Raw genomic sequence first — 19,652 nt, 5'->3', positions numbered from 1 at the left:
CTTTATCATGATGCAGAAGGTATCAGAACTTGACGCCGATACCGACCTTGACGCTGTGCTCGTCGTAGCCGCGCGAGACCGAACCGCTGTTCAGGTCGAAATCCTTGTTCTGGAAATCGCTGTAGCGATATTCGGCGCGTGCCGTGATGTTGTTGGTCACGAAAGCTTCGACACCGCCGCCGACCGTGTAGCCAACAGCCGTGCGGCTGTCGGACGACGTTGCGTCGGATGCCTTGCTGTTCTGGGCAGCAACACCGGCCGTGCCGTAGACGAGGAACGGGTTCATGTCGTAGCCGACGCGGCCGCGAAGCGAGCCGTTGACGCCCTGGCGGCTTTCGATGCCCTTGCGGACGGCGTCGTTGCCGGAGTAACCGACGTCACCTTCGACACCGTAAACGATCTGGCCGTTCTGCATGTTGTAGCCACCATACACGGCGCCGCCGAGGGCGTGGGCGTTACGGTCGCCGCTGGCGAAGCGGCCGACATTGTACGAGCCCGAACCACCGAGATAGGCGCCCGACCAGTTGCCCGCCGGGGCAGCTTCGTCGATGGCGATCGGCGCTTCCGGGATCTGATCGATAGCGTCGGCAGCGTGAGCTGCGGATACGCCGAGAACGACCAGCGAAGAGGCCATGAGGGTCTTGATGAGAGTACGCATACTTTTCTCCTTTCAACCCCGCACTGTGCCATTCTGTCCAAGGCAACGGTGCGGGTAATTCATAAAATGTCCCTGCCCGGTTCAGACTGGAAAATGATGTGCAATTGCGGAATTGAAAGAGCCAAATTGTGAAATAATCGTGGCAGAAGAGCGTCTAAAATTGGATGTTGCTTCATGGCCACAGGTGATTTATTAACCTTAATCAATCGTTACAATGGTTATTTTGAAATATAACTTACAATATCCAAAACAATACTTAAATAGAAAAAATCAACTCCCTGTGAAGTAAAGCTATTTATCGCCGCTGCCGGAAATCCTATATGGGAGGACGTGAGTAGGTTCGAGAACAAGGCAGCACGTTGAGACATCGGAAATTCAAAACCGCGCTGATTACCGGCGCGGCGAGAAGAATAGGCAGGGCGATCGCGGAGGATCTGGCAAATCAAGGGTTTGCCGTTGCCATCCATGCGCACCGGTCCATCGACGAGGCCGTTTCACTGGCGCAGACGCTGCAGCGCAAGGGTGCCGTTGCCGAAGCTTTTCAAGCCGATCTGGAGGATGTGCGGGAAACCGCCGCGCTGCTGCCGGCCGTCACCGATCGCCTCGGTCCCATCGACCTGCTGGTCAACAATGCCTCGCTCTTTCATGACGACAGTGCCGCCACATTCGATGCGCGCGCCTGGCGATCGCATTTTGCCGTGCATGTCCAGGCGCCGTCGATCCTGGCTGCCGATTTCGCAAAGCGCCTGCCGGCCGATGCGGTAGGATCGATCGTCAACATCATCGACCAGCGGGTCTGGGCGCTCAATCCGCGCTTCTATTCCTACACGCTGTCGAAATCCGCCCTCTGGACAGCGACGCAGACCATGGCGCAAAGTTTCGCGCCGAGGATTCGCGTCAATGCCATCGGGCCGGGACCGACGGCGCAGGGCGCGCGCCAGACTTTGGACGATTTTCAGGCGCAGATCGACGGACTGATTCTGAAGGCGGGGCCGGCCATGGAGGAGTTCGGCCGGACGATCCGCTTTCTGTACGAAACACCCTCGATCACGGGACAGATGATTGCCCTCGACGGCGGCCAGCACCTTGCCTGGCAGACGCCGGACGTGGCGGAGATTGCGGAATGAACGGACAGAAACTGCCGGAAGGCGGCGTTCTCTATGACGAAATGGAAGACGACGAGGACGATGTCGTCGAAACGGGCGAAATAAGCCCGGGCCTCACTGCGTCGATCGACTGGAACGAAGGCTGGAAGAACGAGACCGGCCTGAAAGGCGCCGACCTCATCGGCGAATTCGTCAAGCACCTGCCGAACAAGCCCGGCGTCTACCGCATGTTCAACGAAGGCGGCGACGTATTGTATGTCGGCAAGGCGCGCAGCCTGAAGAAACGCGTCACCAACTACGCCCAGGGCCGCGTCCATTCCAACCGCATCGCCCGCATGGTGCGCGAGACAGCGAACATGGAGTTCGTCACGACCCGTACCGAGGTCGAGGCGCTGCTGCTCGAAGCGAACCTGATCAAGCGCCTGCGGCCGCGTTTCAACGTGCTCTTGCGCGACGACAAGTCTTTTCCCTACATCCTGATCACCGGCGACCACCGCGCGCCGGCGATCTTCAAGCACCGCGGCGCGCGCTCGCGCAAGGGCGATTATTTCGGGCCTTTCGCCTCGGCCAGCGCCGTCGGCCGGACGATCAACTCGCTGCAGCGCGCCTTCCTGATCCGCACCTGCACCGACAGCGTCTTCGAGACGCGCACCCGCCCCTGCCTGCTCTACCAGATCAAGCGCTGTTCCGGCCCCTGCACGCACGAGGTCAGCGATGCGGGGTATGGAGAACTGGTGCAGGAGGCCAAGGATTTTCTCTCGGGCAAAAGCCAGAACGTCAAGGAAGCCATTGCCACGGCGATGGCGGCGGCCTCCGAGGATCTCGATTTCGAACGCGCCGCCGTCTACCGCGACCGCCTGGCGGCGCTCAGCCATGTGCAGAGCCACCAGGGCATCAATCCGGCCAGCGTCGAGGAGGCGGATGTCTTCGCCATCCATCACGAGGGCGGCACCTCCTGCATCCAGGTGTTCTTCTTCCGCACCGGGCAGAACTGGGGCAACCGCGCCTATTTCCCCAAGGCGGACCCATCGCTCTCCAGCGCCGAGGTGCTCAGCGCCTTCCTGGCGCAGTTTTACGACGACAAAGCGATCCCGCGGCAGATCCTGCTGTCGGAAACGGTGGAGGAACTCGACCTGCTGACGGCGGCCTTCGGCGAGAAGGCCGGTTACAAGGTGCAGATCCTCGTGCCGCAGCGTGGCGACAAGAAGGATGTCGTCGACCACGTGCTTGCCAATGCCCGCGAGGCGCATGGCCGCAAGCTGGCCGAAACCTCGTCGCAGGCGCGCCTGCTGCAAGGCTTTGCCGAGACCTTCAAGCTGACAACGGTGCCGCGCCGCATCGAGGTCTACGACAACTCGCACATGATGGGCACCAATGCGGTCGGCGGCATGATCGTCGCCGGCCCGGAAGGTTTCGTCAAAAACCAGTACCGAAAATTCAACATCAAATCGACCGACATCACCCCCGGCGACGATTTCGGCATGATGCGCGAGGTGATGACCCGCCGCTTCAGCCGGCTCATCAAGGAGGAAGGCATTCCCGACCGTGCCGCGCCCGCGGCGGACGATCCCGCCGATGCCGCCTTCCCGGCCTGGCCCGACGTTATCCTCATCGACGGCGGACAGGGGCAGATGACGGCGGTGCGCGCCATCCTCGACGAGCTCGGCATCCGCGACTCGGTGACGGCCATCGGCGTCGCCAAGGGTGTCGACCGCGACGCCGGGCGCGAACGCTTCTTCGCCGACGGCCGCAGCGATTTTTCGATGCCGCCACGCGATCCCGTCCTCTATTTCATCCAACGGCTGCGCGACGAGGCGCATCGCTTCGCCATCGGCTCGCACCGGGCGCGCCGCAAGAAGGAAATGGTCAAGAACCCGCTGGACGAGATTTCCGGCATCGGCCCGACCCGCAAGCGCGCGCTGCTGCAGCATTTCGGCACGGCAAAAGCGGTGTCGCGCGCAGCCGTCGCCGACCTGATGGCGGTCGAGGGCATTTCCGAGGCAGTGGCCCGGCTGGTCTACGATCACTTCCACGACGGTGCCGCCCGATGAGATCGCCCTAAAAACCGCATAAACACCGTGAATTCAGGGAAAGACCCGTTGACGCTCCCCGGACAAGACCGTCATCTACAGGCACGAATTCCAAAGGCAGGATAGAATGGCTTCCCGCGCATATAGCATACCGAATATTCTCACCTACGGCCGCATCCTCTGCGTGCCGCTGATAGTGCTCTGCTTCTTCGTCGAGGGCCGGCTGCAAAGTTCCGACTTTGCCCGCTGGGCGGCCGTGTGGATCTTCGTGATCGCCTCGATCAGCGATTTCTTCGACGGCTATCTCGCCCGCATCTGGAACCAGACCTCCAACATCGGCCGCATGCTCGATCCGATCGCCGACAAGCTGCTGATCGCCTCGATCCTGCTGCTCGTCGCCGCGGACGGCACGATCGCCGGCTGGTCGCTGTGGGCGGCGATCATCATCCTGTGCCGCGAGATCCTGGTATCGGGCCTGCGCGAATATCTGGCCGAACTCAAGGTCAGCGTGCCGGTGACGCGTATCGCCAAGTGGAAGACCACGGTGCAGATGGTCGCCATCGCCTTCCTGCTCGCCGGTCCCGCGGGCGACAAGGTGCTGCCCTATACGACACAGATCGGCATCGTGCTGCTGTGGATCGCAGCGATCCTGACCATGTACACCGGCTACGATTATTTCCGCGCCGGCCTCAAGCACATCGTCAACGAGGAATGAGATGACCAAGCTCGTCTATTTCGCCTGGGTGCGCGAGCGGATCGGCAAGGCCGAGGAAGAACTGGCGCTGCCGGCCGAGGTGGTGACGGTCGACGATCTGCTCAATCATCTCCGGGGCCTGGGCGAGGAATATGAAGCGGCGCTGCAGTTCCCCGACGTCATCCGCGTGGCGATCGACCAGGAACATGTCGAGCATGACGAACCGATCGCCGGCGCCCGGGAAATCGGCCTGTTCCCGCCGATGACGGGTGGGTGAGGAACGGTCGGACAGCGTTTCGCAGGAGTGACGACATGACGACCATTACCCCCACCATCCGCGTTCAGTGCGAGGATTTCGACCAGCAGGCCGAAATCGACCGGATGACGAAGGGCCGTCATGACGTCGGTGCCGTGGTCACCTTCACCGGCCTGTGCCGCGGCGAGAGCGGCAGGCTGGAAGCGTTGGAGCTGGAACACTATCCCGGCATGGCAGAGGCGGAGATCACCCGCATCGCGACGTTGGCCATCGAACGGTTTTCCCTGCTCGGGCTGACGGCCATCCACCGCTACGGAACCATCGCCACCGGCGAGAACATCGTGCTCGTCGTTGCCGCCTCGCCGCATCGTCAGGCCGCGTTCGACGGCGCCAATTTCGTCATGGATTTTCTGAAAACCTCGGCGCCCTTCTGGAAGAAGGAACATGGGCGCGACGGCAAGGCCGGCGACTGGATCTCGGCCAAGGATGCCGACGACCGGGCCCGTGACAAGTGGCAAGGCTGATCCTCAGGGAACGACCTTTTCGCGGCGGCTGATCACCACCACGAAAACCAGCAGCGAAAAGATGAACAGGTCGCGCCAGACGATGGGGGCGAAAGCGCTCCAGACCGTCTCGACCAGTCCCAGCAGCGCCGCGCCGCCGGCGGAGCGCGGCGGGTCGGCATAACCGCCGATCGAAGCGACCATCAGCACCTTGAGGCCGAACATCAGGCCGGAACCGAAATCCATGTTGCCGTAATAGGAGGTGGCGAGGATGCCGCTGACGGCGGCGATCATCGCCGCCGCCCAATAGGAAAGCAGGAAGACCCCGATAGCGTTGATGCCGCACAGTTCGGCCGCCTTCGGATCGTCCGTCACCGCCCGCCAGATGCGGCCGATGGCACTGAAGCGCAGCAAGGCCGCGCCCGATGCGATGATGGCGAGCATCGCTGTGCAATTCACCAGCTGGATCACCGTCAACGTCACCGGGTAACTGCCATCGCCGGCGAAAACGACGGGACGATTGAGGAAGGGCGGCAGCCACAGGCTGCGTGTTTCCGAAGCCAGACGCGCCGTTTCCATCAGGACAATCAGGACGCCAAGGCCGGCGACGATGACCGTGTTGGGCGAGCGCAGGACGACCCTGGCCATGACGTTTCGACCGACGATGAAGGCCGCGCCGCCGCTGAAGGCCAGCGAACAGGCAGCCCCCAGCGCCAGCGCCGCCGGCAGGACGAGCCACAGACGGTTCCAGCCGACATCGGCAAACAGCACGTAGATCTGCCCCGCAAACGCAAACAGCGCGCCATAGGTGAGGTCGGCGCGCTTGGTGACGCCGAAGGCGATGGCATAACCGAAGGCAAGCACCGCATAGAGCGCGGCGAGCGGTATCGCGTTGGCGAGCTGCTGCAGCAGATACATGGCGAAGGCTCCCGGTTACTGCAAAAGAATAACTGGTAAAACCATTTTTACCAGTTATAATTTTTCCATGACTTTTGCCTGGACCCCGCATCGTTTCGCCGGTGGCGCATTGGCGCTCGACGTCGCCAACAGCGTCGTCCGGCGCTTCGACCCGACCCGCAGCATCGACCGGTTTGCCGTGGTCGAACAGATCGACGATTTTCCGCGGGCCGCCCAGGAATTTTGCGCCGAACGCGCCTTGTTCGGGCCGCTGCTGCCCGTGCAGGAGAAAACGCGTCCCGCGTTCATCGCGCTGCGCGAAGCGATCGACCGGCATTTTCGCAACCGCGTCCTTGGCCACGAAGCACGACTTGAGCTTGCCGATCTGCTGGAAAAGGTTGCCGGCATCCTTCGGCAAGCGCCGTCCGCAGACGATCTCGGCCTGGCGACGGCCCATTCCGCCCTTCGCTTGATCGCCATGCCGGAAGAGAAGCGGATGAAGATCTGCCCGAATTGCGGCTGGCTGTTTCTCGACCGCAGCAAGAACAGGAGCCGCGCCTGGTGCGATATGACGGTCTGCGGCAACCGCGCCAAGGCCAGCCGCCATTATCACCGCAAGCGGCAGGAGATTGCGCCATGATACTGAAATCGCTGAGATATGCCGGCCTTGCCGCCCTCGCCCTGCTGGCCGCCTGCCAGCGCGATTCCGGAGACGGGCCGACCGAAATCTCCGGAAAACTCTTCGTCTTCAATTACCGGGTGGCGACGGCCACCTACATGATCACATTGCAGCGCAAGGCGCCGCTGCCGGAAAACGGCGTGGTCGAGGCGGAATACGAAAACCCGCAGGGCGGCGCGCCGCTGACCACGCGCTCGAAGATCTTTCCGTTCTGGGAAAAGATCGTCCTGGAAAGCCCGCCTCTGCATTGCGTCGTCAAGGACCGGCGTTATGCGGTGAAGATCCGTATCCTCGACAGCGACAGCAAGCTGCTGCAATCGCTGGAAACGACCGTGGTCTCCAATCTCGACCAGAGCATCCTGCCGGCAAAACCGCTGGTGATCGGGCCGATCTACACCAGGAATCCGGATGTCTACAAGGCGGACGGCACGGTCGACTATTCGCCCGAAACCGGATGCCCGACATGAAAAACCGGGACGTTGCCGCCCCGGTTTTTTGAGTCATATCAGCTATTTCCGCGCGTTGGCGCAGACGAATGATCAGCCGACGATTTCGGTGTCGGAGAACCAGTACTTGATTTCCTGGGCAGCGGTTTCCGGGGCATCCGAGCCGTGAACGGAGTTTTCGCCGATCGACAGGGCGTGCGTCTTGCGGATGGTGCCTTCGTCAGCGTTGGCCGGGTTGGTGGCGCCCATAATCTCGCGGTTCTTGAGGATGGCGTTTTCGCCTTCGAGAACCTGAACGATGGTCGGGCCGGAGGTCATGCCTTCGACGAGTTCACCGAAGAACGGACGCTCCTTGTGAACGGCGTAAAAGCCTTCGGCTTCGCGCTTGCTCATCCAGACGCGCTTGGAAGCGACGACGCGCAGGCCGGCGTCTTCAAGCATCTTGGTGATGGCGCCGGTCAGGTTGCGCTTCGTCGCGTCCGGCTTGATCATCGAAAACGTGCGTTCAATCGCCATGTCTCATATCCTCTTCTTGTAGGGAAAGTGGGCGGTGTTTACCCGCCCGAACGCCCGAAAACAAGAGGCCGGCGGCAATTTCACGCCGGTGTCACAGTCCGCCCGCGCGCATTGAAGAGATCGAGGCACCGGTCGAACCAGTGTCCCACCGGATCGTCCTCGGCAAACAATGACAGACCGGCGGTGATCCGCCCCCACTGGAAGGCGCCGAAGACGATGTAATCGGCAAACAACGGCGTCTCGCCGCCGAAATAGGGCTGGAACTTCAGCATGTGCCGCAGCGGCTCCACTTTGGCGGGAAAGGCAGCCTTCTCCGCTTCGGCCTCGGCCGCCACCTCTTCCAGCGTCTTGCCGAAACGCGCCTCGCGGCTGGCGCGGAAATAGGCCTGGTCCTTGTCGGCCAGCATGCCGTGAATGGAAAGCAACGCCATCTTGGTGATGGCGGGGTGCAGCACCGTCTGGGAAAAACCTTCGACGAAGCGCGCCAGCGCCTTGCCACCCTCGCCGCCGAAAAGCGACGGCCGGTCGGGATAGGCCTCTTCGAGGTAGAGCGCGATGTCAAAACTGTCGCGCACCAGCAGGTCGCCGTCGCGCAGCACCGGAACGGTCTTCGAGAACCCGTTTTCCAGCGACGGGATGGCGGTGAACGGTCCCGGCAGCTCCGTGAACTCCAGGCCCTTGTGATCGAGCGCCATCACGACCTTCCAGCAATGCGGCGAAAATGGCCGTTCGGAATCGGCCCCGCACAAAGAATAGAGAATCCTGCTCATCACCTCTCCTTTTCTCAAAAAACGGGGCATAGGAAAACAAAGCGGTTCAAGAATCAAATCACGAAAATTCATCGCAGCGATCACCCTTCGTGACGGATTTGGCGATAGCATACGAAAAACCGGGAGAGAGCCATGCTGAAGCATTTTGAAATGTTCGCCGACTACAACCGCTGGGCCAACGGCCTGCTGTATGCGGCGGCAGCGACGCTGAACGATGCGGATTATCGCCGGGACACAGGCGCCTTCTTCGGCTCGCTGCATGCGACGCTCAATCACCTGCTGTCGGCCGACCGCATCTGGATGAAGCGGTTTACCGGCACCGGAACGGCTCCGACCACGCTGGACAGCATCCTTTACGACGACCTGCCGTCCCTGACCGAAGCACGCCGAACGGAAGACCGCCGCATCGTCGACTGGATCGGCGGCCTGGAGGAGACGGCGCTTTCCGGCACCTTCAGCTACACGCCGATCACCGCTCCGACCGAAATCACCCAACCGCTCGCCCCGGCGCTGGCCCATGTCTTCAACCACCAGACCCACCATCGCGGCCAGTGCCACACGATTCTGACGACCCTCGGCAAGCCAAGTCTCGGACTGGATCTGGTTTATTTCCTCCGCAGCGAGGGCACCAGGTGGATGTGAGGCAGGTGGATGTGAGGCGGGCAAGCCGTCATTAACCGCATTGACCGAGAAATGCACCGGCATGCCGGCATGTTCAGTCGATGTTAACGTCGCGGCCGCATAGCGGAGGGTGTGGGCCGCACGACAACAAGACGGCCGAAAGAGCGGGGCCGATCATGAACAATGCTTTGGTGGCGATAGCAAAGGATGGCGGTGAATCCGTATCCGCCGATGCTCGCAGGATCTTGCAGGTGATGGCACGGCGCGGCATAACGGCCCTGCCCCGCAACTACGAACTCGTCTACGAGGCGCTTTCCGGTCGCAACCCGGAACTGTCGGCGGATTTTTCCGCGCTCGGCGAACAGCCGCGGCAGTCGGAGCTTGACGAAATGGGCTTCTATCATCGCCTGATCGGTTATTGTGGCATTGCCGCCGTCAAGGCGCAGGCGGAAAGCGGCGTGTTGCTGCGTAACCTCAAGGAACAGGTCGCCACCGGCCTGTCGCACAAGCGGTCGTTCATGCGCGCCCTGGAACTGACGGGTCACTCGCTACGCGAAGACACTACCGATCTCACCGAAACGCTCGCCTCGCTCGACTATCTCATGGCTGCGATGACCGAATTCGTCACCGCCGAAACCGCCCTGGGCAAGACGCTCGGCGACGGGGCGGCGGCGCTCGACAGGATCGGTAGCGGTATAGGCGCCGTCGAAAAAACGATGGTCGTCGACAAGCTGACGCAATTGCCCAACCGCATCGCCTTCCGGGCACGGCTTGAAACGCTTTATGCCGAAGGCGGCGTGCCCGAACGCACGGCGGTCGTCCTCGCCGATATCGACCATTTCGGTCTCGTCAACTCCAGATATGGCCAGCAGGCAGGCAACCGGCTGCTGAAGCGCCTTGCGGCGATTTTCCGGAAATCGGTGAAAAAGAACGACTTCGTCGCCCGCATCGGCGGCGATGATTTCGCTTTCCTATTCCGCGATGTCGATCAGAACGATGTTCTGGCCATTAGCGAACGGCTTCGCGGCACCATCGAGGAGAACCTGGTTTTCGCCACCTCCGATACCGGTGCCGACGACGCGCTGGCGGTTTCGATCGGTGTTGCCCTCTCCTCCTCGGCAGGTTCGGCGGCACAGTTGCAGGTCAACGCGGAAACAGCGCTCGCCGCCGCCAAGAAGAACGCCCGGCATCCGATCCGGATCGCCGGCTGAACCAGTCCTTGCTGAAAACGGAAAAGCCGCAGTTCATGTGAACCGCGGCTTTTTCTGTCTTCGTGTTTGGGCCGCCCGGTGCGTCAGGCGGCGTAGCGGTGCCGTGCCGGCCCGGATGCCCTTGTCGCCGTGCGGAACCGCGACAGCAGATCCTCAAGCGTCGTCGCCTCGTTGGCCAGCGCAACCGTCGCGGCGGACGATTCCTCCACCATTGCGGCATTGCGCTGCGTATTGCTGTCGATGCTGGAAATCGCCGAGTTGATTTCCGAAAGACCGGCTGCCTGTTCGCGCGCACCGGAAACGATGGTGGCGATGTGGGTGCTCATTTCGGCGACCTGGCCGGCAATGGCGCGCAAGGCTTCGCCGGCCTCGCCGACCAGCGTGACGCCGCTGTTGACGTGTTCGCCAGACGCATTGATCAGCTGCTTGATCTCCTTGGCAGCGGTCGCCGAGCGCTGGGCCAGTTCACGCACCTCCTGCGCCACGACGGCGAACCCCTTGCCGGCTTCGCCCGCACGCGCTGCTTCGACGCCGGCATTCAGCGCCAGCAGGTTCGTCTGGAAGGCGATCTCGTCGATGACGCCGATAATGTTGGAAATCTCGCGCGACGAGGTTTCGATCCGGCCCATGGCATCGACGGCGGTGGTGACGATCTGGCCGGAGCGTTCGGCGCTGCTGCTGGTATGGGCCACCAGTTTGCCGACGGTATCGGCGACGGTGCTGGTGCGCCGCACCGCCTCCGTCACCAGCGTCAGCGAGCTTAGGGTTTCCTCGATGGAGGCTGCCTGGCGCTCGGTGCGGGCGGAGAGGTCCTGCGTGGCTTCGCTGATCTGGCTTGCGCCGTTGCGCACGCTGTTGGTGATCGAGCTGACCTGGCCGATGGCGGCCTCGAGATTTTCCACCGACAGGTTGAAGGAACTGCGCAGGCCGTCGAGATCGCCCTTGAAGTTTTCCGAAATGCGGCAGGCAAGATCGCCACGCGACAGCGCCGAAAGGGCCGTCTTGAGCTTTTCGACGGCAAATTCCAGTGCCGCCGCCTCGGTCTGGCGCTCCTGCTCATGCTGGCGGCGCTGTTCTTCGGCCTGGCGGTCGGCGCTGCGTGCCCGCTCCGACATGTCCTTTTCGTTGCGTTGGGCCTCCTGGGCCAGGGTAATGGCGTTTTCCGCCGAGGAGAACGACAGGCTGACGGCGCGCACCAGCGTGATCAGGACCGCCGTCTGCAGGATCAGCACGACGGCATGCAGGACGACCCGGCTGAAATCGGACTCGCCGGGGAAAACGGCAAGGGGCGCTGCAACGAACAGGAGAAGGTGATGAACGGCCACCAGTGCCGAATAGGCGATCAGGGCGCGCCAATCGACCCAGGCGGCACAGATCGCCAGCGAGGCGAAGAAATACATGTGGATGTCGATCTGCAGCGGCGATCCGGAAAAGGTGTAGACGAGGATCGCCACCGTTGCCGCATGCGCCATCGACGTCACCACGCGTGTCGTCGGGCCGGTGCGATCCGTCACCCAGCCGACGCTGACGGCAGCCGCGACGATGACGGCAGCCAGCACCGGAAAGATCTCGAAACCCTGCTCGCGAAAGATCGTATGAACGATGATGAGCAGAACGTTGATCCAGACAAGCCCGAAGATGGCAGGAGCGATCTTCTCTCGCAGTCGATTCAAGGCATTCATTTGAGATCCCTCTGTAGGCAGCCAGCAGCCAGACTATGATTGAGCACCAGCAGTGCTCCGGATTGCATGAGACGTGTGGGAAAACCCTCTGCGTCGGAATAGGCGATCGCCATCCATGGAAGGCGGCCGGGACCAACAAAAGCCCCTCCGGCACCGCCGATGACCGACAGCATATGCGCCGGCGGCGCGGACGGGTCGGTGACGACAAGCACGAAACGTCCGCTCGGCAACGCCCAGACCACGATCAGCAGCGTCAGAAACAGACAGAAATGGGCCGCAACGACGACACGGTTCATGCGATTGGTCACCAGGAAATGGATATCGGATCGCCGCCCCCTGTAGACGGCGTTCTTTATAAGGAAACACAATATGGCAACGTAATTAAAAAATCGTTACGACTGATATATTGCTGATTCTGCTGAAATATTCCGAAGATAATCATTTCCGTTGCTTCGTTTCCTCCAAAAAAATCGATGGAATTGACAAAAATCAACTTAAGAAACATCAATCGCAGGCAAATTTCTGGCGTCATACTTCTTTAATTGATTAAAAGCGCGGCATAGTTGCATAATATTTCACTCTCTCCGCAGGCAAAACGACGGCCTTTCATGCAAAGCGACATTCCTATCCTGCTCTTGCGTTCATGGCGGAGTTCGGCGAAAACGCCGACATGATTACGATAACCAATCTTTCGGCCCGCATCGCCGGGCGCCTGCTCATCGACCAGGCCAACGTGACGCTTCCGGCGGGCACGAAAGCCGGCCTCGTCGGCAGAAACGGCGCCGGCAAATCCACGCTCTTCCGCATCATCACAGGCGAGATGGAAAGCGAGAGCGGATCGGTATCGATGCCGCGCAATGCACGCATCGGGCAGGTGGCGCAGGAGGCGCCGGGCACCGAAGAATCGCTGATCACGATCGTGCTGAAGGCGGACAAGGAGCGCGAGGCCCTGCTCGCCGAGGCCGTCACGGCAAAGGATCCGCACCGGATCGCCGAAATCCAGACGCGGCTTGCCGATATCCAGGCGCATTCGGCCGAAGCGCGTGCCGCCAGCATCCTCTCCGGCCTCGGTTTCGACCATGAGGCGCAGGCCCGACCCGCCTCCAGTTTCTCCGGTGGCTGGCGCATGCGTGTGGCGCTTGCCGCGGTGCTGTTCTCCGAGCCGGACCTCTTGCTGCTCGACGAACCGACCAACTATCTCGACCTCGAGGGCACGCTGTGGCTGGAAGATTATATCCGCCGCTACCCCTACACCGTGATCATCATCAGCCACGACCGGGATCTTCTGAACACCGCGGTCAACTCGATCATTCATCTCGACCAGAAGAAGCTCACCTTCTATCGCGGTTCCTACGACCAGTTCGAACGCCAGAAGGCGGAAGCAGACGAGCTGCAGATGAAGGCGAAGGCGAAGAACGACGCGGCCCGCAAGCACCTGCAGAGTTTTATCGACCGCTTCCGCGCCAAGGCCACCAAGGCGCGGCAGGCGCAGAGCCGCATCAAGGCGCTGGAGCGCATGGGCACCGTTGCCGCGGTCATCGAAGACCATGTGCAGGGCTTTACCTTTCCCGAACCGGAAAAGCAGCCCGCCTCGCCGATCATCGCCATCCAGAGCGGTGCCGTCGGCTATACGCCCGGCAAGCCGATCCTGACGCGCCTCAACCTGCGCATCGACAATGACGACCGCATCGCGCTGCTCGGCTCGAACGGCAACGGCAAGTCGACCTTCGCGAAATTCATTTCCGGCAAGCTCGCCGCCGAGACCGGCGAAGTGCGGACGGCGCCGAACCTGAAGATCGGCTTCTTCGCGCAGCACCAGCTGGACGACCTCGTGCCGAAGGACAGCGCCGTCGAACATGTGCGCCGGCTGATGCCGGAAGCACCGGAAGCCAAGGTGCGCGCCCGCGTCGCGCAGATGGGACTGGCGACGGAGAAGATGGACACGCCGGCCAAGGATCTCTCGGGCGGCGAAAAGGCACGGCTGCTGATGGGCATCGCCGCCTTCGACGCGCCGAACCTGCTGATCCTCGACGAACCGACCAACCACCTCGACATCGACAGCCGCAATGCACTGATCCAGGCGCTGAACGACTATCCGGGCGCAGTTATCCTCATCTCGCATGACCGGCACCTGATCGAGGCGACCGTCGACCGGCTCTGGCTGGTGCGCGACGGCACGGTGACCAATTACGACGGCGACCTGGAGGACTATCGCAGCATCGTCGTCTCCAGTTCCAAGCCCAAAAGCGGCGCTGCCAAGGCGGATGCGGCCGACGACAGCCGCAACAAGGCCGACCAGCGCAAGGCAGCGGCGGAAAAGCGTGCCGCCTATGCACCGCTGAAGAAAAAGATCAACGATCTCGAATCCTTGACGGAAAAGCTGAACAAGCAGATTCAACTCCTCGACAAGGAACTTGAAGATCCCGCGCTCTACGAAAAATCTCCCGACAAGGCGGTTACCAAGTCCAAGGAGCGCGCGGCGGCACTTGCCAGGCTGAACGAGGCGGAAGAGCAGTGGCTGGAATTGTCCGCCGAATACGAAGAGGCGATGGCGGGATAACCGCCATCTGTCTACTGCATGCGGAATAGTTAAAATCCGCAGCACGGCGGAAACGCTTCATTAACCATAATCGAGAAAACTTGCTCAACATTATCGATTTGTTGAGTGATTTGATGTCGTCACGTCTTCTTTTCCCACTGCTTGCCGTGGCCCTTGCCCTGGCGGGCTGCGGCACCAAGCCCTCTCCCGAAACCGGCTCTCTCAAGACCTCGTTTGCGGCGACCACGCCGATGCACCACAAGAAGGGTGCGAGCGAGCCCGTGGAGATGGAACCGGCCGCCTGGGTCAAGCCAAGCCATCCCGGCGGACTTTCCGGCCGCACGCTGACCGTCGGTTCGCTCGGCGAACTGAAGCTGCGCCCCAAGGAAGTGATCCTGACCTTCGATGACGGCCCGATGCCCGGCAAGACGGAAAAGGTGCTCGATATCCTCGACGGCTACGGCGTCAAGGCCACCTTCCTGATGGTCGGCCAGATGGCGGAAACCTATCCGTCGATCGCCCGCAAGGTCGTGCAGCGCGGCCACACCATCGGCACCCACACCTACCGCCACAGCAACCTCGCCGGCATGGGATACGACAGCGCCCTGTCCGAAATCGCCCGCGGCGAGAAGGCGGTCGAAAAGGCGACGGCGGTCAATGCCGGCTTCTTCCGCTTCCCCTATCTCTCCGATAGCCGCCGGCTGCGCAGCGCGCTTTCAAGCCGCGGCCTGGTCGTCCTCGACGTCGACGTCGATTCGAAGGATTATTTCAAGGTCGGACCGTCAGCCGTCACCATGCGGACGATGGACACGCTTCGCCGGCGCGGCAGCGGCATCATCCTGATGCACGACATCCACAAGCGCACGGCCATCATGCTGCCCGCCCTTCTCGCCCAGTTGAAGAGCGACGGTTACAAGGTCGTGACGCTCCGCTACAAGCGCAGCCGCATGCCGAACTCGATGCTGATGGCCTCCGCCGAATAAAATCGCGCCGTCTTTCCGTACCGGATACCGCAAAAGCCGCCCTTGCCGAAGGGCGGCTTTCTGCTAAGACTGCCGGATAAACAGACCTAATTCTAGCGAAACACCCGTCAAAGAGCATTCCCATCATGGCCCCCATCAAGCTCGCCATCGTCGGCGTCGGCAAGATCGTCCGCGACCAGCACCTCCCCGCCATCGCCGCCAACGGCAGCTACGAACTGACGGCCACCGCGAGTCGTCACGGCACGGTGGAGGGCATCCCGAGCTATCCGACCATCGGCGCGATGCTGGAAGCCGTGCCGGACATCGATGCCGTCTCGCTGTGCATGCCGCCGCAGTATCGCTACGAGGCGGCCCATGCGGCACTTGCCGCCGGCAAGCACGTCTTCCTCGAAAAGCCGCCGGGCGCCACCCTGAGCGAAGTACAGGACCTCAAGCGGAGCGCCGATGAAAAGGGCCTGACGCTGTTCGCCAGCTGGCATTCACGTTATGCGCCGGCCGTGGAAGCCGCCAAGGCGTTCCTCGCCGCCACCACCATCCGCAGCGTCAACGTCATCTGGAAGGAAGACGTGCGTCACTGGCATCCGAACCAGGACTGGATCTGGCAGGCCGGCGGTCTCGGCATCTTCGATCCGGGCATCAACGCGCTGTCGATCGTCACGTATATCCTGCCGCGGGCGATCTTCCTCACCAAGGCCAGCCTGGAATTTCCGGAAAACCGCGATGCGCCGATTGCCGCCGATCTCCGCTTCACCGACATTGCCGGCCTCGACGTGCATGCCGAATTCGACTGGCGCCAGACCGGCAAGCAGAGCTGGGATATCGTTGCCGCCACGGATGCGGGCGAAATGGTGCTCTCCGAAGGCGGCGCCAAGCTCTCGGTGAATGGCGAACTGAAGTTCTCCGCGCCGGAAGCCGAATATCCGGCGCTCTACGCGCGTTTTGCCGCCCTCGTCGCCGCCGGCCAGTCGGATGTCGACCTGGCGCCGCTGACGCATGTCGCCGATGCCTTCATGCTCGGCCGGCGCAAATTCGTCGATTCGTTCTTCGATTAAAGATGGGCTTCGATTGGGATTGGAGGGCGGCGGAAGCCGCCCTTATCCCTTTTTCTCCCAGCGGCCCTCGGCATTCTGCTGCCAGTAGGTCAGCGTGTGCCCCTCGCCCTTCAACTTCTTCCACTGGCCTCTGGCCGCTTCGAGCTGGCCCTGGTCGTAGCCGTCGAACATGAAGACGACGCGTTCATAGGCATCCAGCGGCGGCGGCTCGGCGCCGTCGATGATGAAACGCACGGTCGCGCCGTTCACATTGTCCGTGGTCAGCGTCAAGAGCACCGGCTGCTCCTCCGCCATCTCCTCGCCATCGAGACCATGCGCCAGAAAGCTGTCGTCGCGAAACGTCCAGAGATGGCCATCGAGCTTGTCGCGCAAGGCGGCGTCGTTCATCTGGACGGCAACCCGCCAGCCGCGCTCGACGCTCTTGTCGAGCAGCGGCGGCAAGGCGTCTTCCAGCTTGCTCTCCGTCAGATGGTAGAACAGGACTTCGGTCACGCCCGTCTCAGACCTCGTAACGGGCGCGGACCAATTGATCCAGCAGCCGCACGCCAAAACCCGATCCCCAGGACTGGTTGATCTCGTTCGACGGCGACGACATCGCCGTGCCGGCGACGTCGAGATGCGCCCACGGCGTCTCGCCGACAAAACGCTTGAGGAACTGTGCCGCCGTGATCGCGCCGGCATGGCGTCCGCCAGTGTTCTTCATGTCGGCGAACTTGCTGTCGATCATCTTGTCGTATTCCTTGCCGAGCGGCATGCGCCACAGCTTCTCGTCCGTCGCAAGACCGGCTTCCGTCAGCTCGGCAGCCAGCGAATCGCTGTTGGTGAACAGGCCGGCATGGGTATTGCCGAGCGCGACGATGATCGCACCGGTGAGCGTCGCGAGGTTGATCATGAACTTCGGCTTGAAGTGCTCGTTGCAATACCACAGGGCATCGCAGAGCACGAGGCGGCCTTCGGCATCGGTGTTGATCACCTCGATCGTCTGGCCGGACATCGAGGTGACGATATCGCCGGGGCGCTGGGCGTTGCCGTCCGGCATGTTCTCGACGAGGCCGATGATGCCGATGGCGTTGACCTTGGCCTTGCGGGCGGCCAGCACATGCATCAGGCCGGTCACGGCAGCGGCGCCACCCATGTCGCCCTTCATCTCTTCCATGCCGGCGGCCGGCTTGATGGAAATACCGCCGGTGTCGAAGACCACGCCCTTGCCGACGAAAGCGACCGGCTGCTCCTTCTTCGCCCCTTTCCAGTGCATGACGACGAGGCGCGGCGGACGCACGGAACCCTGGGCAACGCCGAGCAGCGCGCCCATGCCGAGCTTGCGCATTTCCTTTTCCGTCAGGATCTCGACATCGACGCCGAGCTTCTCCAGTTCCTTCGCCTTGGCGGCGAATTCTTCCGGGCCGAGGATGTTGGCGGGTTCGTTGACCAGGTCTCTGGCAAGATTGACGCCGTCGGCAACGGCTCGCGCAACGGCAAAGGCCTTCTGCGCCGTCGATGAGTCGGCCGTCACGATGGTGACCTTGACGGTCGAGGCCTTGGCCTTGTCGTCGTCCTCGCCCTTCTTCGTCTTGTAGGTGTCGAAGCTGTAGGCGCGCAGAAGCAGGCCGAGGGCAAAATCGGCGGCCTGGGCCGGCTGCACGTCGAGACCGGGGGCATCGAGAAAAACCACGACCGATTCGCTCTTGCCGATCTTCGAGGCGGCGATGCCGCCAGCCCTGAGCCAGTCATGCGCCGTCATGTCTGCTGCCTTGCCGAGGCCCAGGACGAAAATACGATCGGCATCGGCGCCCTGCGGCGCCACGATATCCAGCACCGACATCGGCTTAGCGGTAAACCGTGCGACCTTGGCGGCCTTGGCGAAGACGCCCGCGGGATCGGCAACGGCTGCACCGGCGGGCGCTTCCCCATCCGAGGCCTTGAGAAGAACGGCCGTGGCGCCCTCGATACGGGCCGATTTGGCGAAGGAAATTTCGAATTTCGCAGACATTGATTCTCCGCTGCAACATTGTAATCATGATCGCGGGTCGATCATGGGGGTTTATAGCCTGAACGCAAGTACAAGCTGCTTATGCCGAAATGCACGGTTCTGTAAAACCGGCTCTCGGATCATCATTCTGCTGTCGTACTCCGCCACTAGGCAAGAAACCACATGTTCGAGGGAGCGACGCGGAATGAATCCGGGATTTTTTCGTGACAACTGACTTGGGGAAACCCTGCGCCGGGCAGGAAACAGGCGACCTGACACGTTCCTACGCATATACGCAGACCTTTTGCGTGATATTCGCGCTGTGGTGGGTGACGCTCTGCTTTTTTTACGTCTTTCCACAGATCGACCTGGTCGTCGCCAAGTGGTTCTTCGTGCCGTTCACCTGCCAGGAAACACCGAACGCCCTCGGCATCTGCGGACATTTTCCGCTCAGCCGCGATGATTTCCACAAGGGACTGCGCAAGTTCCTGTTCTTCCTGCCGTCGGTGATCGCCATCATCCTGGCCTGCATGACCGCGCTGGAACTGCGGCGGCGGCGGCGCGGTGTCAAAAAGCTCGACTTCCGCTATTACGGCGCAGCGCTCGTCTCCTTCGTCGTCGGGCCGTACATCCTCGTCAATCTCTGGCTGAAAACGCATTCGAATCGGCCGCGTCCCTACGAGACCGACATTTTCGGCGGCAAGCACATGTTCGAACCGGCCGGCTCCTTCGCCGGCACCTGCAATAACAACTGCTCCTTCATTTCGGGAGAGGGCGCCGGGGCCGGGTGGCTGTTCTGCCTGATTATCCTTGTTCCCCCGGCCCTGCGGCCGCTGCTCGTGCCGCCGATCGTCGTCGTCGCTTTCGTGACGCCGGCCCTGCGCGTCGCCTGGGGCGGCCACTATCTGTCCGATGCCGTGCTCGGCTGGATGTCGTCGCCGGTCATCTTCTTCGGCGTGCTGGCATTGACCGAAGTGACACGCCGCCGGAAAATTTTACTGGCCTGACGGAAATTTGAGAGACGGCCTGTCGCCAAAAAT

21 protein-coding genes are annotated in these 19,652 nt (G+C 61.9%); 13 read left to right on the top strand and 8 right to left on the bottom strand.

Features of this window, described 5'->3' with window-relative positions; genetic code table 11:
- Nucleotides 1-22 precede the first annotated feature (22 nt).
- Nucleotides 23-658, bottom strand: coding sequence for an outer membrane protein (locus DEM27_RS03950; protein WP_109456842.1), 636 nt, complete (start codon nt 656-658; stop codon nt 23-25).
- 359 nt (nt 659-1,017) lie between these two features.
- Between DEM27_RS03950 and DEM27_RS03945 the strand changes: the two genes are divergently transcribed.
- From DEM27_RS03945 to DEM27_RS03925, 5 genes are all read left to right on the top strand, one after another.
- Nucleotides 1,018-1,785 (top strand): SDR family oxidoreductase, encoded by a 768-nt coding sequence (locus tag DEM27_RS03945; protein WP_109456841.1) that lies wholly within the window; start codon nt 1,018-1,020, stop codon nt 1,783-1,785.
- A complete protein-coding gene (gene uvrC / locus DEM27_RS03940) occupies nt 1,782-3,815 on the top strand; it encodes an excinuclease ABC subunit UvrC (RefSeq protein ID WP_109456840.1) in 2,034 nt (677 codons plus the stop codon). The genes DEM27_RS03945 and uvrC overlap by 4 nt, the downstream gene beginning before the upstream one ends.
- Nucleotides 3,816-3,921: 106 nt before the next feature.
- A complete protein-coding gene (pgsA, locus tag DEM27_RS03935; RefSeq protein ID WP_109456839.1) occupies nt 3,922-4,509 on the top strand; it encodes a CDP-diacylglycerol--glycerol-3-phosphate 3-phosphatidyltransferase in 588 nt (195 codons plus the stop codon).
- Between the two features lies 1 nt (nt 4,510).
- On the top strand, nt 4,511-4,765 hold the full coding sequence (moaD, locus tag DEM27_RS03930; protein WP_109456838.1) for a molybdopterin converting factor subunit 1: 255 nt from the start codon (nt 4,511-4,513) through the stop codon (nt 4,763-4,765).
- Between the two features lie 35 nt (nt 4,766-4,800).
- A complete protein-coding gene (locus tag DEM27_RS03925) occupies nt 4,801-5,268 on the top strand; it encodes a molybdenum cofactor biosynthesis protein MoaE (RefSeq protein WP_109456837.1) in 468 nt (155 codons plus the stop codon).
- 3 nt (nt 5,269-5,271) lie between these two features.
- Here DEM27_RS03925 and DEM27_RS03920 read toward each other — a convergent pair whose 3' ends face one another.
- A complete protein-coding gene (locus DEM27_RS03920; protein ID WP_109456836.1) occupies nt 5,272-6,165 on the bottom strand; it encodes a branched-chain amino acid ABC transporter permease in 894 nt (297 codons plus the stop codon).
- Between the two features lie 67 nt (nt 6,166-6,232).
- On the opposite strand from DEM27_RS03920, the gene DEM27_RS03915 reads away from it, so the two are divergent.
- Together DEM27_RS03915 and DEM27_RS03910 are read left to right on the top strand one after the other, a co-directional pair.
- Complete coding sequence (locus DEM27_RS03915; RefSeq protein ID WP_109456835.1) at nt 6,233-6,784, top strand: CGNR zinc finger domain-containing protein; 552 nt, start codon at nt 6,233-6,235, stop codon at nt 6,782-6,784.
- A complete protein-coding gene (locus DEM27_RS03910) occupies nt 6,781-7,290 on the top strand; it encodes a hypothetical protein (protein WP_420028793.1) in 510 nt (169 codons plus the stop codon). The genes DEM27_RS03915 and DEM27_RS03910 overlap by 4 nt, the downstream gene beginning before the upstream one ends.
- Before the next feature lie 72 nt (nt 7,291-7,362).
- On the opposite strand, the gene ndk is transcribed toward DEM27_RS03910, so the two are convergent.
- Both ndk and DEM27_RS03900 read right to left on the bottom strand, forming a co-directional pair.
- Entirely contained in the window at nt 7,363-7,785 is a 423-nt protein-coding gene (gene ndk, locus DEM27_RS03905; RefSeq protein ID WP_028736091.1) for a nucleoside-diphosphate kinase, read from the bottom strand.
- An 80-nt stretch (nt 7,786-7,865) separates the two neighbouring features.
- Nucleotides 7,866-8,555, bottom strand: a complete 690-nt coding sequence (locus DEM27_RS03900; protein ID WP_109456834.1) for a glutathione S-transferase family protein — start codon at nt 8,553-8,555, stop codon at nt 7,866-7,868.
- A 132-nt stretch (nt 8,556-8,687) separates the two neighbouring features.
- Here DEM27_RS03900 and DEM27_RS03895 point away from each other — a divergent pair, with 132 nt between their 5' ends.
- Nucleotides 8,688-9,197: a DinB family protein gene (locus tag DEM27_RS03895; protein ID WP_109456833.1), complete on the top strand. Its 510-nt coding sequence runs from the start codon at nt 8,688-8,690 to the stop codon at nt 9,195-9,197.
- 155 nt (nt 9,198-9,352) lie between these two features.
- Nucleotides 9,353-10,387, top strand: a complete 1,035-nt coding sequence (locus tag DEM27_RS03890) for a GGDEF domain-containing protein (protein ID WP_165823334.1) — start codon at nt 9,353-9,355, stop codon at nt 10,385-10,387.
- 83 nt (nt 10,388-10,470) lie between these two features.
- Here the strand turns inward: DEM27_RS03890 and DEM27_RS03885 are convergent, their stop codons facing one another.
- Nucleotides 10,471-12,069, bottom strand: coding sequence for a methyl-accepting chemotaxis protein (locus tag DEM27_RS03885; protein ID WP_109456831.1), 1,599 nt, complete (start codon nt 12,067-12,069; stop codon nt 10,471-10,473).
- A complete protein-coding gene (locus tag DEM27_RS03880; RefSeq protein WP_109456830.1) occupies nt 12,066-12,365 on the bottom strand; it encodes a hypothetical protein in 300 nt (99 codons plus the stop codon). Before DEM27_RS03880 ends, DEM27_RS03885 begins: the two co-directional genes overlap by 4 nt.
- A 374-nt stretch (nt 12,366-12,739) precedes the next feature.
- Between DEM27_RS03880 and DEM27_RS03875 the strand changes: the two genes are divergently transcribed.
- From DEM27_RS03875 to DEM27_RS03865, 3 genes are all read left to right on the top strand, one after another.
- Nucleotides 12,740-14,629, top strand: coding sequence for an ABC-F family ATP-binding cassette domain-containing protein (locus tag DEM27_RS03875; RefSeq protein WP_109456947.1), 1,890 nt, complete (start codon nt 12,740-12,742; stop codon nt 14,627-14,629).
- A 113-nt stretch (nt 14,630-14,742) separates the two neighbouring features.
- Nucleotides 14,743-15,591: a polysaccharide deacetylase family protein gene (locus DEM27_RS03870; protein WP_109456946.1), complete on the top strand. Its 849-nt coding sequence runs from the start codon at nt 14,743-14,745 to the stop codon at nt 15,589-15,591.
- Between the two features lie 125 nt (nt 15,592-15,716).
- Nucleotides 15,717-16,643: a Gfo/Idh/MocA family protein gene (locus DEM27_RS03865; RefSeq protein WP_109456829.1), complete on the top strand. Its 927-nt coding sequence runs from the start codon at nt 15,717-15,719 to the stop codon at nt 16,641-16,643.
- A gap of 42 nt (nt 16,644-16,685) precedes the next feature.
- Here the strand turns inward: DEM27_RS03865 and DEM27_RS03860 are convergent, their stop codons facing one another.
- Both DEM27_RS03860 and DEM27_RS03855 read right to left on the bottom strand, forming a co-directional pair.
- Entirely contained in the window at nt 16,686-17,135 is a 450-nt protein-coding gene (locus tag DEM27_RS03860) for a DNA polymerase III subunit chi (RefSeq protein ID WP_109456828.1), read from the bottom strand.
- Between the two features lie 7 nt (nt 17,136-17,142).
- Entirely contained in the window at nt 17,143-18,633 is a 1,491-nt protein-coding gene (locus tag DEM27_RS03855; protein ID WP_109456827.1) for a leucyl aminopeptidase, read from the bottom strand.
- 287 nt (nt 18,634-18,920) lie between these two features.
- On the opposite strand from DEM27_RS03855, the gene DEM27_RS03850 reads away from it, so the two are divergent.
- Entirely contained in the window at nt 18,921-19,619 is a 699-nt protein-coding gene (locus DEM27_RS03850) for a phosphatase PAP2 family protein (RefSeq protein ID WP_128755430.1), read from the top strand.
- Nucleotides 19,620-19,652: the final 33 nt, after the last annotated feature.

The sequence above is a fragment of the Rhizobium album genome, from assembly GCF_003122325.1.
GTDB lineage: Bacteria > Pseudomonadota > Alphaproteobacteria > Rhizobiales > Rhizobiaceae > Metarhizobium > Metarhizobium album.
Note: the sequence above shows the minus strand (reverse complement) of the source record. Positions and strands in the feature narration are given on the sequence as shown.

Bases quoted from the DNA above. Each gene is read 5' to 3' on its own strand.
- uvrC (WP_109456840.1), top strand. From the start codon at position 1,782: ATGAACGGACAGAAACTGCCGGAAGGCGGCGTTCTCTATGACGAAATG.
- ndk (WP_028736091.1), bottom strand. From the start codon at position 7,785: ATGGCGATTGAACGCACGTTTTCGATGATCAAGCCGGACGCGACGAAG.
- DEM27_RS03885 (WP_109456831.1), bottom strand. From the start codon at position 12,069: ATGAATGCCTTGAATCGACTGCGAGAGAAGATCGCTCCTGCCATCTTC.
- moaD (WP_109456838.1), top strand. From the start codon at position 4,511: ATGACCAAGCTCGTCTATTTCGCCTGGGTGCGCGAGCGGATCGGCAAG.
- DEM27_RS03950 (WP_109456842.1), bottom strand. From the start codon at position 658: ATGCGTACTCTCATCAAGACCCTCATGGCCTCTTCGCTGGTCGTTCTC.
- DEM27_RS03865 (WP_109456829.1), top strand. From the start codon at position 15,717: ATGGCCCCCATCAAGCTCGCCATCGTCGGCGTCGGCAAGATCGTCCGC.
- pgsA (WP_109456839.1), top strand. From the start codon at position 3,922: ATGGCTTCCCGCGCATATAGCATACCGAATATTCTCACCTACGGCCGC.
- DEM27_RS03870 (WP_109456946.1), top strand. From the start codon at position 14,743: ATGTCGTCACGTCTTCTTTTCCCACTGCTTGCCGTGGCCCTTGCCCTG.
- DEM27_RS03880 (WP_109456830.1), bottom strand. From the start codon at position 12,365: ATGAACCGTGTCGTCGTTGCGGCCCATTTCTGTCTGTTTCTGACGCTG.
- DEM27_RS03900 (WP_109456834.1), bottom strand. From the start codon at position 8,555: ATGAGCAGGATTCTCTATTCTTTGTGCGGGGCCGATTCCGAACGGCCA.
- DEM27_RS03910 (WP_420028793.1), top strand. From the start codon at position 6,781: ATGATACTGAAATCGCTGAGATATGCCGGCCTTGCCGCCCTCGCCCTG.
- DEM27_RS03895 (WP_109456833.1), top strand. From the start codon at position 8,688: ATGCTGAAGCATTTTGAAATGTTCGCCGACTACAACCGCTGGGCCAAC.
- DEM27_RS03855 (WP_109456827.1), bottom strand. From the start codon at position 18,633: ATGTCTGCGAAATTCGAAATTTCCTTCGCCAAATCGGCCCGTATCGAG.
- DEM27_RS03925 (WP_109456837.1), top strand. From the start codon at position 4,801: ATGACGACCATTACCCCCACCATCCGCGTTCAGTGCGAGGATTTCGAC.
- DEM27_RS03875 (WP_109456947.1), top strand. From the start codon at position 12,740: ATGATTACGATAACCAATCTTTCGGCCCGCATCGCCGGGCGCCTGCTC.
- DEM27_RS03920 (WP_109456836.1), bottom strand. From the start codon at position 6,165: ATGTATCTGCTGCAGCAGCTCGCCAACGCGATACCGCTCGCCGCGCTC.
- DEM27_RS03890 (WP_165823334.1), top strand. From the start codon at position 9,353: ATGAACAATGCTTTGGTGGCGATAGCAAAGGATGGCGGTGAATCCGTA.
- DEM27_RS03915 (WP_109456835.1), top strand. From the start codon at position 6,233: ATGACTTTTGCCTGGACCCCGCATCGTTTCGCCGGTGGCGCATTGGCG.